An 11,134-nucleotide genomic window follows, 5' to 3' on the forward strand; every position below is an offset into this window, starting at 1 on the left:
TATCGGCAGTGTGGGTCGGACTCATTACGCTCCGGACTGGACTATTCCCAACTGTCTGTTCACTTCATCGCGAATCTTCCGATAACGATCCGGATCCCTGATCAGTGTATTCAGGTCATCTTCAGGAAAGATCTCACGCTTCTTTTTCTGGGCGTCTTCGTTAGAAAATATAGACGGTATCAACTGTTCCAGACAGCGCAGCATGACCTCGGGGGAGACAGAGGCGCCAGGTGATGCTCCCAGTAAAGTCCCGTAGGTTTTGTCAGAGGAAACAAGAATTTCCGTGCCCATCTGCAGATCCCCGTCCTTGATGATCTGCACCCGCTGGCCCGCTTCGATCGGCTTCCAATCGAATTTTTTGCTCAGCCCGGGGGCAAAGCTCTCAAGTTCTTCGAGCATGCTCTTTTCACCCTTGAAGGTCTCTGAAACCAGATACTTGACCAGAGGGAAGTGCTCTAGGGCGACGTTCAGCAAACCCGGGATATCGTGCAGCCGGATTGAGCTCAGGTAATCAAAGAATCCACGCCCTTTCTCAAGAACCGGTTTAAAGGATGCGAAAGGACCAAACAGCAGATAGTGCCTGCCATCCACGACCCGCAGATCCAGATGCGGCACAGACATGGGGGGCGCGCCAACTTTCGCTTTGCCATAGGTTTTGGCGCGGTAATCCTTCGCCTGCTCTTCGCTGATCTCAGCCCGCAGGAACCGGCCTCCCACAGGAAAGCCCGCAAACCGACTCCGGAATGGCAGGTGGCTTTTCTTCAGCAGCGGAAATGCGCCTCCACCGGCACCCACAAAGAGTACATCCGCCCTATGCTGAACCGGTGCCCCGTTTTTACGGGCCTCGATAAGCCAGCGCCCTGTGGGGCTCCTGTGCACGCGTTTTACATGGGTGCCATATTCAATCTGCACACCTAACTTTTGCGCTGCGTGCGCCGCCATCCGCTCGGTTAACGCACCAAAGTTAACGTCTGTCCCGGTTTCAATAACCGTAGCCGCCATTTTTTCATGGCGGGGACGCTCTTCCATTGTGTAGGGGATCCAGCTTTTGATTTCATCAAAGTCTTCCGAGTAACGCATGTGCTCGAAAAAATGATGGGCTGACATTTCCTTAAATCGCAGTCTCAGCTCTTCAATGGCCGGCTCGGAGACGATGGTGCAGTGCTTGGTCTGGTTAATGAACGTTTTAGGGTCTTTGATGGCGCCCTTTCTGATCAGATAGGCCCAGAACTGTTTGGCAACATTGAACTGGGCATGGATCTTCAGCGCCTTTTCGACCGAAATCACCTCTTCATCCACGGGGGTGTAGTTGAGCTCGCAGTTCGCTTCATGGCCCGTGCCGGCGTTCCAGAATGCAGAGGAGTTTCCCGCCCCGGCACTGCCCAGCCGTTCCAGGATGGTAATATCCAGGTCGGGTGCCATTTCTTTTGCCAGAGTGGCAAAAGTGGTTCCCATTATCCCCGCGCCGATGATGATTACATTCATTGAGTCTATTCGCCTTTTTTGAAGAAACCTGTATACGATAATCGAGCGTCTGCACGGGCGCTAGCTCAGTTGGTTGCCAACGGGGAGACGCCGTATGCGTTTTCCGGTGGCGGCATAGATGGCATTGCAAAGCGCCGGTGCAACTGGCGGCAGGCCGGGTTCGCCGACACCGCCCATGGCGTCGTCGGGATTGTTGATCAGGTGCACCCTCACCACTTTCGGCGCATCCGGCATCCGTGGGATCAGATAGCTGTCAAAGTTTGACTGCTGGGCAACGCCATTTTCGAAGGTCACCTCGCTTTGGAGCGCGATGCCGATGCCCATCACACAGGAGCCCTCCATCTGCGCCCGTATTCGCTCCGGATTGGCCTGCGGACCACAGTCGAAGGCAATGTCCGCCCGGTGTATGGTCAGTTCGCCCTCATCGCTCACCTCCACGTCAAAGACAATGGCGGTATAGGAGACAAAGCTGTGGTGGAAGGCCAGTCCAAGGCCGCGCCCCTTGCCAGTCTCACGCCCCCAGCCGGCCTCTTCAGTGGCTCGCTCTATCACCCTGCGCATGCGGGCAACGTCAATCGGGTACAGGTCCGGGTCTTCATCGTAGTTCCAGCCATCTCCGACGGTGAGGTTGTGAACTTCGCGGCCGGGCCCCAGAAGTTCCAGCACGTAGTCGCGGTGGTCCTTGCCAGCTGCCACGGCCATTTCATGGGCAAAACTCTGGATGGCCCAGGCATGAGGCAGATTGTACACCGAGCGGAACCAGCCAATGCGGACATGGGCCGGTGCGGGTGGATTTTCCAGCCGGATTGCAGGAATACTGAATGGCATGGTGTTGAAACCCATGCCCAGCTCGAATTCTCCCTTGTGTTTGGGGTCCGGGGCGAAGAGCGAGGCGATACTGGGAGACAGGGTCCGGTGGCGCCAGCTGGTTGCCTTGCCTTCCCCGTCCAGCCCCGCTTCCAGATGATCCACGGAGACCGCGTGAAAGTAGGCATGCTGGATATCATCCTCACGGGACCACTGCAGCTTGACGGGCTGTCCCTCGAATTCTTTCGCGACCCGGGCCGCTTCGATCACGAAATCCGGCTTTGATTTGCGCCCGAAGCCACCACCGAGCAGCGTCTGATGGACGGTCACGTTCTCCTTATCCATCTCCAGTAATTCCGCAATGCCCTCGCGGGTCGCCCTCGGGTTCTGGACCGGTGCCCAGGCCTCAGCTTTACCATCCCTGATTCTGACCACCGCCACCGGCGGTTCCATGGGGGCCTGTGCCATATGGGGCATGTAGTAAGTCGCTGATACCCGTTTATCGGCATTTTTCAGGGCGGTCTCGACATCGCCGGACTGGCGGATGACCTTACCGGGGGACTGCGCCGCCTTTTCCAGGGATTCCCGGTAGGCATCCGAGGTGTAATCAGCATTGCCCCCGGCCGGTGCGGTGTCCCATTCAATCTTCAGGGCCCTTCGGCCTTCCATGGCAGCCCAGGTATTGGTAGCCACCACAGCGACCCCGCCAAGTGGCTTGAATACCGCCGGCTGGCCGGTGCCCTCTATCCGGACCACCTTTTTCACACCAGTGACTTCCAGGGCTTCCGTGGCATCGACATTTTTTACTTGGGCCCCGTAAACGGGAGGGCGGGCGACAACCGCATAAAGGGTGTCCTCCAGATTCACATCAGCGCCAAAAACCGCCTTGCCAGTGACAATGTCCTCACCATCAATGGCCTTGGGGCAAGCGGACTTCAATTCACCGTTGATGAGCCCGGATTCCTTGCCAATAAAGCGCAGTTCATCGTCGGATTTCAGGACCAGGGCGTCCCTGCCCGGAACATCAAGCTCCCTGGCGGCCTTTGCAAGCTCTCCAAATCCGAGCTCCCGGCCCGTAGCAGGGTGCACCACCTTATGGACCTCTGCTCTCACCTCGTGTACCGGGACATCCCATTGACTGGCGGCGGCCTGCTCAAGCATCAGCCTGGCGGCGGCGGCCGCACGGCGCATGGGTTGATACCAGTGGCGCATACTGCGGGAGCCATCGGTGTTCTGGTTGCCATACCTGTCCTGGTCAGCATCCGCCTGCTGCGCCCGAACCTGGTCCCAGTCCGCGCCCAGTTCATCGGCTGCCACCATGACCAGGCTGGTGCGGATGCCCTGCCCCATCTCGGCACGGTTATTGATGATTGTGACCACGCCATCGGAACTGATCTGGATAAACACATTCGGGTCATCCACCCAGCCACCGGGCATGGCGCCGGCGCCAAACTGGGCCTGTTCATTGGCCAGCCCAAGGTCCCAGCGGGCTGCCAGCAGCAGTGCCGAGCCCCCGGCCAGCCCCTTCAGAAGGCCGCGACGGCTGATGTTGGCAAGCAGCAGTGTATCGTCTGATCGGCTCATGAGCTGGTCTCCTTGTCTGCCGCGCGTTCAATGGCCGCCAGGATCCGGTTGTAAGTGCCACAGCGACAGAGGTTGCCAGCCATGGCATCAACAATTTCCCGGGTATCCGGTTCGGGGTTTTTCTTTAACAGCGCGGTGGCGTTCATAATCTGTCCACCCTGGCAATACCCGCATTGGGCCACGCCCAGGTCCAGCCAGGCCTGCTGCACTTTCCTGCCAACCGGGTCGTCGGCCATCGCCTCAATGGTCGTGATCTCTCCCTTGGCGGCAGAGACCGGTGTTATGCAGGACCGCGTTGCCACCCCATCCAGGTGGACGGTGCAGGCGCCGCACTCGGAGATTCCGCATCCGAACTTTGTGCCTTTCATTCCAACAACGTCGCGAATGGCCCACAGCAGGGGCATATTGTCGGGAACGTCCAGCTCGTGCTTTTGTCCGTTTATGGTCAGGGTAATCATTGATCTGCCTCATCATCACATGGCCGCGGCTGGGGCGAAATTGAACTGAAATAGTAAGCTTAGTAGCTATGGGCACGTGTCACCAACCCACCTGGCGATACACGGGCCCGAATTCCGGGCCCCGTGATGGTTAACATTCCAGGGCCCACAGCAGTCAGTCGCCGTTCACACCTTTGCGTTTAACCAGGTAATACAGCACCGGTATCACCAGCAGCGCCAGGATGACGGCTGTTATCATGCCGCCGACCATTGGCGTGGCAATTCGCCCCATAACTTCAGAGCCTGTGCCGGTACCAACCATTATTGGTACCAGACCACCAATAATGGCTGCGGCGGTCATCATCACCGGGCGCACCCGTAAACCAGCCCCATGGAGCACCGCATGCCGAAGGGTTTCCCTTCGTGGTGTCAGGCCTTTCTGTTCACAGGTCTCCAGCATGGCCTGGTAAGACTGGTTGAGGTAGACAAGCATGATTACACCAATTTCAACCGCGACACCCGCTAAGGCGATGAAGCCGACGCCGACTGCGACAGAAAAATTGTAGCCCAGCAGATACATCAGCCAGATAGCGCCAATCATCGCAAACGGCAGTGTGCCCATGATGATTCCCACTTCGGTAAAACTCCTGAAGTTCAGGAACAGCAGGATGACGATGATGGCCAGCGTTAACGGCACCACATAGGTCAGCTTTTCCTTGGCGCGGAGCATGTATTCATACTGACCCGACCAGTTGACAGAGTAGCCTGCGGGCAGATCCAGTTTTTCATTCACCGTGGCCATTGCCCGCTCCACGTATGTACCCACATCGACTCCCTCAATATCCACAAAGGTCCAGCCGTTGAGGCGGGCGTTCTCGCTCTTGATAGCCGGCGGCCCGTCCTCGACGCGGATATCGGCAACATCCGTCAGCGAGATTCGCTGTCCTGAGCCAGTCACAATCGGAAGTTGTTCGAGTTTTTCCGGGGAATCCCGGTAATCCTCCGGATACCGCAGATTGATCGGGTACCGCTCAAGCCCCTCAATGGTTCTCGAAACGTTAATCCCACCAATCGCAGAGGCCACGACCTGTTGTACATCGGCGATATTCAACCCATAGCGAGCCGCACGTTCGCGATCAATATCCACCTTGATGTAACGACCACCGGCGACCCGCTCGGAATAGACAGATGCGGTACCGGGTATGTCCACCATGATTTCTTCGAGGCGTTTGCCAATGCCCTGGATGACCGCGAGATCCGGGCCCGCAACCTTGATGCCGACCGGTGTTTTGATCCCGGTTGCCAGCATATCGATACGGGTAATGATTGGCATGACCCAGGCATTGGTCACGCCAGGGAAACGAATCAGGGTATTGAGCTCCTGCTTCAATTTTTCGGTAGTCATGCCTGCCCGCCACTCATCCCTTGGCTTGAGCTGAATAAACGTTTCAATCATGGTCAGCGGGGCCGGGTCTGTGGCGGTGTCCGCCCGCCCTACTTTACCGAACACGGTTTCAACTTCCGGCACAGTGGCAATGAGCTTGTCCGTCTGCTGCAACAGTTGCCGGGCCTTACCGATGGATATGCCGGGATAGGTTGTCGGCATGTACATCAGGTCCCCCTCATCCAGCGGGGGAATGAACTCACTGCCGATTCTGGTGGCCGGCCATAATCCGATAGCCAGTACCAGTATCGCAAGCACGACCGTGGATAGCGGAAACCGGAGTACCAGCTTCAGTACCGGCATATACGCAGCCACAAGGAGCCTGTTGATGGGGTTCTTGTGCTCCGGGAGTACTTTTCCGCGGATAAAGTAACCCATCAGCACTGGCACAAGCGTCACCGCGAGCGCTGCACTGGCTGCCATGGCATAGGTCTTGGTGAATGCCAGCGGTGCAAACATTCGCCCTTCCTGGGCCTCCAGGGCAAATACCGGCACAAAACTGACGGTGATGATCAATAGCGAGAAAAACAGCGCCGGCCCGACTTCGGAGGCTGATCTGGCCACCACCTCCCATCGGTTCTCGGGCGTAAGCGGCGTCCGTTCCATGTGCTTGTGCATGTTCTCGATCATAACGATGGCGCCATCAATCATGGCGCCAATGGCAATCGCAATCCCTCCCAGGGACATGATGTTGGCGTTGATTCCCTGCCAGTGCATGATGATAAAGGCCGTCAGAATGCCGACAGGAAGGCTGAGAATGGCCACCAGAGACGAGCGAACGTGAAACAGGAAGACCAGACACACCAGGCCCACCACCACAAACTCTTCAAGCAGCTTGAAGCCCAGATTGTTGACGGCACGCTCGATAAGACCGGACCGATCGTAAACCGTCACCACCTCCACGCCCTCGGGCAGGCTCGATTTCAGCTCTTCCAGTTTTGCTTTCACGCCATTAATGGTTTCCTGGGCGTTTTCACCGAAGCGCATCACCACAACGCCACCAACGACCTCGCCTTCACCATTCAATTCGGCAACCCCCCGCCTCATCTGGGGGCCAACCTCAATACTGGCCACATCCTTCAACAGAATGGGCGTGCCATTGACATCCAGGCCCAACGGGATCGACATCAGGTCTTCACGTGACTGGATATAGCCGGAGGTTCGGACCATGTATTCCGCCTCGGCCATTTCAATAACGGACGCACCCACCTCCTGGTTTCCGCGCTTGATGGCGTTCTGGATGTGAGCCAGGGGAATATTCAGTGCCCGGAGCTTTTCTGGGCTGACCCTGACCTGATACTGCTTCACCATGCCACCCAGGGCGGCGACCTCGGAAACACCGGGCACCGTTTGCAGTTCGTACTTCAGAAACCAGTCCTGAAGACTGCGAAGCTCGCTCAGGTCATTGTTCCCGGTACGGTCAACCAGGGCGTACAGATAAACCCAGCCGACCCCGGTGGCATCCGGACCAAGCTGGGGCCGGGCCGAGTCAGGCAGACTGGGCGCCACCTGGGAAAGGTACTCCAGCACGCGGGAGCGGGCCCAATACATGTCGGTGTCTTCGTCAAAAATCACGTAAACATAGGAATCGCCAAAGAACGAGTAGCCCCTTACCGTTTGAGCACCGGGTACCGAGAGCATGGCGGTGGTCAGCGGATAGGTCACCTGGTCTTCCACCACCTGCGGAGCCTGGCCCGGGAAACTGGTTTTGACAATCACCTGCACATCCGAGAGATCCGGCAGGGCGTCCACTGGCGTGTTCTTGAGCGAATAGAGTCCAAGGCCGGTCAGCAACACTGTGGCCAGCAGAACCAGGAAGCGATTACGGATAGACCAGTAGATAATGGACGAAATCATGACTCGCCCCCGCCATGGTTCATGCTGCTATGATCCATACCCTCGTGGTTCATCTCCGGATCCATCCCGCTATCAGGCGGTGCAGACATGCGTTGGAAATCCGAGGTTTTGCTGGACTCCGAATCAATCAGGAACTGGGCCGATGTCACCACCCTATCGCCAGGACTGGCGCCTTTGAGAATTTCCGCGTACAGCTCCCCGATGCGCCCGACGGTCACATTGACCGACTTGAAGGCGCCCTCCTCCAGTGCCAGCACCAGACGGTCGCTCTGCCCGGTCCGGATTATGGATTCCCGGGGAACCAGTAAACGCCGCTCCCTCCGGTCTCCCTGAATCTCCAGCCCCGCGAACATGCCTGGCATCAGCGCGCCGTCGGCATTGTCAAAACGCATTCTGACCTGTGCTGTCCGGGTTTGCGGATTAACCTCGGGATAGACATAGTCCACGCGCCCTTTCCACTGACGCCCGGGCATGTAATCCAGGGTCATCACCACCCGATTACCGGCATCCAGTGCCGGAATCTGGCTTTCAAACACCTCTCCGATCACCCAGACCTCGTCCAGCGCTGCAATCGACAGAACCCGATCGCCAGGTTTGATGAACATACCCTCTCTGACATTGAGGTTGTCAATTACGCCCGAAGCCCGGGCATTAACGGTGATTGTCCGCTGTACTTCACGGGTGTCTTTCAACTGCCGCATCACGGTCGCTGGAACATTCAGAGCCTTGAGGCGCTCTTCCGCTGCGTTGATAAGGCGCTGGTTACCCCGGTTCAATGCCAGTAGCAACTCTTCCTGGGCATTGACGAGCGTTGGCGAGTAGAGGGTGTACAGGGGATTCCCTTTCTCAATGGGTTCGCCTTCCGCCTTGACGTAAAGGGCTTCGATCCAGCCCTCGACACGCGGGTGTACGTGGGTCATCTCATCCTCGTTGTACTCGACGTATCCCACGGTCCTGAGATTGCTTTGTAGCCGCCCCTGAATCACGGGCGCGGTGCGCACGCCTAGGTTGTTAACCACTGTTGGTGAAATACGGACAGTGCCAGGAGCGTCTTCTCCCGATCCCCCCTCCTCGTAAACCGGAACAAGGTCCATTCCCATGGGTGACTTGCCCGGTTTGTCACGTTTGAAGTTGGGGTCCATGGGTGCTACCCAGTACAAGGGTTCTTTGCTTTCAGTGCTGGCTGTTTCGGGGGCATGGTTCGTTACGGCTTCGGGGGCCAGCCAGTAGGCAGCCGCTGCTCCGGCAACGCCACCCAGCAATACAAAGCCCAAAGGGCGAATCAGATTGGCCATGTTGATCAGTCCTGATAGTTCGTCATTGAGAAGGAGGGGGTGTCTGAGGAATCCGCAGTCAGATAGCGGAAGCTGGCGAGGTTCTTTGCTCGCTCGGCAATGAGCTGCGTTAACTCGACCCGGGCGTTGAGCTCGTCAATGCGTGCACGGACGGCTTCAGCGAAGTCGCCATCATCATTGTCGTAGGCACTCAGGGCTGCGCTGGCCTGTTCTTCCATTTGTGGCAGCAGGGCCTGACGGTAAAGCCTGATGCGGTCGTCAAGACGCTCAATCCGTGCAAAAGCAGCACGGGCCCTGGCCTGAAGCTCCCGCATCTGAAGTATCCGTTCGGATCTGGCAGCTTCCAGCCGTAAGGTAGAGGCGCGCAGCGTTCGGTCCTGTCGGTTACCGGTGAAAATCGGAAGGTCAAAACCAATGCCCACGGTAAACAGATCGGCGCGGTCCTGGCCGTTTGGCGCCCTGTCCCGATATCCATACTGCGCGAAAACAGACCATTCTGGTTTGTAGGCCTGGCGGGCCAGGTCCACATCGATGGTCTGGGCATCAATCAACTGATCAGTCGCCCGAATCGAGGGGTGGCGGATCAATCCATCGATATTCGTTTCGCGCCACTCGTCCGGAAGCTCGGTCGATAGCTGTGTCGGAATCTGTCCGGTCACTGGTAACTGTGCTGCCTCCACGCCAATCCACTCACCCAGCGATTCACGATTGGACGCAAGTTGTGTGCTCAGGGCTGCCAAACGGTCCTCAAGCCGGGTCAGTTCCAGCGAAGCGCGGATAATATCCTGTTGCCTGGCCCCCATGGAGGCAGAGGTGTAGCCCGCTTCAGCCACATCTGCCAACTGTTCAAAAAGCGACCGTTTATTCTCAATTAACCGGATACTCTCCTGGGATCGCCAGAGCTCAAGCCAGAGGTGAGTTACCCTCTCCATTACCTGCTCGCGGCGGTTCTCCCGCCGGAACGGCTGCACCCCCGCCATCCGTACCTTTTTCTCATTGGCCAGTTGACGACTGTTTCCCCGGGGAATCCGCTGAGAAACGCCAATGGTCGCCTGAGTCATCGCTTCCTGCCCGGTGTCGAAGGTGTCGGTGGGCAGATTTGCGGCGCCGATGGTTACCCGAGGATCAGGGAGTGCTCCATCTGCGTAGGACTCTTCCATCAACGCGTCCTGCGTCCGGGCGCTCTGGCGAAGCCAGGGATCGTTCTCGATGGCGGCATTGATGACGCTCGTCAGATCAAGCTTTGGTTCCGCCCAACCGGGCAGACTGGTCAGAACCAGCGCGCCAATAATGGCCGGTTTTATAATGCGAGGAAGGATGGACAACTTGATATCTCCGTTGAAATTATTCCGAAAGGAGATCTTATGGTTCTAATCTGAAACCAAACTGAAATTTATAATAAAAACAGTGTATTTTGACCTGGCTCAAGTATTTTTAATACCTGACAAATATCAAAAATATTGTATAAATTTTAATTTTAAATTCAGGGCCATTTCAGAAACCGGTGATTTAATAATCTCACCAACCAAACAGGAGGTGAAATGATGAAAAAATTATTTGTATTAGCTTCAGCAGTTGCCCTTTCAACAAGTGTATTTGCAGGCAACATGTCAGATAATAAAGATATGAAGGCCATGCACAGCCAAATGAAGGAAAAACAGTCTGCTGAAAACATTCTTCAGAATGAGGATATGCAACGCCTGCACAGAGACATGACGCTTTATGCAATTTCTGAGTTGGGTATGGAGGCTCGCGTGAAAATGATGACGAAAGAGGGCCGAGCCTATCATAAGGCACTAGAACAAAGAGAGAAAAACACCGCAGGGTAACCCCTGCGGCAAAGTCAACTCGCGGAGACACAAGCACCGGCTAACTCAAATGTTGAGCAGTCGATGCCCTGATCGCGAACAAGTAAAACACACAAACCTGAAACCGAGCTGAATTACTGAGCCTGTTTATGGCAAGAAAGGACAATATCATGAAGAAAGCAATTATCGCTGCGGCAGTCACTGCCTTATTTTCAACCATGGCTACTGCCAACTCGGGCTTGGCGGATCGTATCAATGAAGCACGCAGTTACCCGAACAAAACAATCAGTGCAGAAAAATCTGAAATGGTCTGCGCACAGAACAAAACCAATCACCGGAATATTAGTAAATCAGGGGTGAAATACGAAGAAAATGAATCAGGCAACAAAGACATGGATAACACTCATTCTTGAATGA

The 11,134-nt window shown here is 56.3% G+C and carries 8 protein-coding genes; 2 read left to right on the forward strand and 6 right to left on the reverse strand.

The genetic code is table 11. The features are described 5' to 3' along the window. Positions 1–24: 24 nt before the first annotated feature. From QPM17_RS20100 to QPM17_RS20125, 6 genes are all read right to left on the reverse strand, one after another. On the reverse strand, positions 25–1,485 hold the full coding sequence (locus QPM17_RS20100; RefSeq protein WP_285393253.1) for a malate:quinone oxidoreductase: 1,461 nt from the start codon (positions 1,483–1,485) through the stop codon (positions 25–27). A gap of 60 nt (positions 1,486–1,545) precedes the next feature. Beyond that, positions 1,546–3,876 carry a xanthine dehydrogenase family protein molybdopterin-binding subunit gene (locus QPM17_RS20105; protein WP_285393255.1) on the reverse strand — a complete coding sequence of 777 codons (2,331 nt, stop codon included), beginning with the start codon at positions 3,874–3,876 and terminating at the stop codon, positions 1,546–1,548. After that, entirely contained in the window at positions 3,873–4,334 is a 462-nt protein-coding gene (locus tag QPM17_RS20110) for a (2Fe-2S)-binding protein (RefSeq protein ID WP_285393257.1), read from the reverse strand. The genes QPM17_RS20105 and QPM17_RS20110 overlap by 4 nt, the downstream gene beginning before the upstream one ends. Positions 4,335–4,488: 154 nt before the next feature. Beyond that, positions 4,489–7,614: an efflux RND transporter permease subunit gene (locus tag QPM17_RS20115; protein WP_285393259.1), complete on the reverse strand. Its 3,126-nt coding sequence runs from the start codon at positions 7,612–7,614 to the stop codon at positions 4,489–4,491. Then, a complete protein-coding gene (locus QPM17_RS20120) occupies positions 7,611–8,909 on the reverse strand; it encodes an efflux RND transporter periplasmic adaptor subunit (RefSeq protein WP_285393260.1) in 1,299 nt (432 codons plus the stop codon). Before QPM17_RS20120 ends, QPM17_RS20115 begins: the two co-directional genes overlap by 4 nt. A 5-nt stretch (positions 8,910–8,914) precedes the next feature. Further along, complete coding sequence (locus tag QPM17_RS20125; RefSeq protein WP_285393262.1) at positions 8,915–10,234, reverse strand: TolC family protein; 1,320 nt, start codon at positions 10,232–10,234, stop codon at positions 8,915–8,917. Positions 10,235–10,450: 216 nt separating this feature from the next. On the opposite strand from QPM17_RS20125, the gene QPM17_RS20130 reads away from it, so the two are divergent. Next, a complete protein-coding gene (locus tag QPM17_RS20130; RefSeq protein ID WP_285393264.1) occupies positions 10,451–10,738 on the forward strand; it encodes a hypothetical protein in 288 nt (95 codons plus the stop codon). A gap of 149 nt (positions 10,739–10,887) precedes the next feature. Then, positions 10,888–11,130 carry a hypothetical protein gene (locus QPM17_RS20135; RefSeq protein WP_285393266.1) on the forward strand — a complete coding sequence of 81 codons (243 nt, stop codon included), beginning with the start codon at positions 10,888–10,890 and terminating at the stop codon, positions 11,128–11,130. Positions 11,131–11,134: the final 4 nt, after the last annotated feature.

Origin of the sequence: Marinobacter azerbaijanicus (assembly GCF_030250645.1) — a bacterium.
In the GTDB taxonomy this organism is placed as follows: Bacteria; Pseudomonadota; Gammaproteobacteria; order Pseudomonadales; family Oleiphilaceae; genus Marinobacter; species Marinobacter azerbaijanicus.

Excerpts from the sequence above, each read along its gene's own strand:
- QPM17_RS20130 (WP_285393264.1), top strand. The coding sequence starts at position 10,451 with ATGATGAAAAAATTATTTGTATTAGCTTCAGCAGTTGCCCTTTCAACA.
- QPM17_RS20105 (WP_285393255.1), bottom strand. The coding sequence starts at position 3,876 with ATGAGCCGATCAGACGATACACTGCTGCTTGCCAACATCAGCCGTCGC.
- QPM17_RS20120 (WP_285393260.1), bottom strand. The coding sequence starts at position 8,909 with ATGGCCAATCTGATTCGCCCTTTGGGCTTTGTATTGCTGGGTGGCGTT.
- QPM17_RS20115 (WP_285393259.1), bottom strand. The coding sequence starts at position 7,614 with ATGATTTCGTCCATTATCTACTGGTCTATCCGTAATCGCTTCCTGGTT.
- QPM17_RS20110 (WP_285393257.1), bottom strand. The coding sequence starts at position 4,334 with ATGATTACCCTGACCATAAACGGACAAAAGCACGAGCTGGACGTTCCC.
- QPM17_RS20135 (WP_285393266.1), top strand. The coding sequence starts at position 10,888 with ATGAAGAAAGCAATTATCGCTGCGGCAGTCACTGCCTTATTTTCAACC.
- QPM17_RS20100 (WP_285393253.1), bottom strand. The coding sequence starts at position 1,485 with ATGAATGTAATCATCATCGGCGCGGGGATAATGGGAACCACTTTTGCC.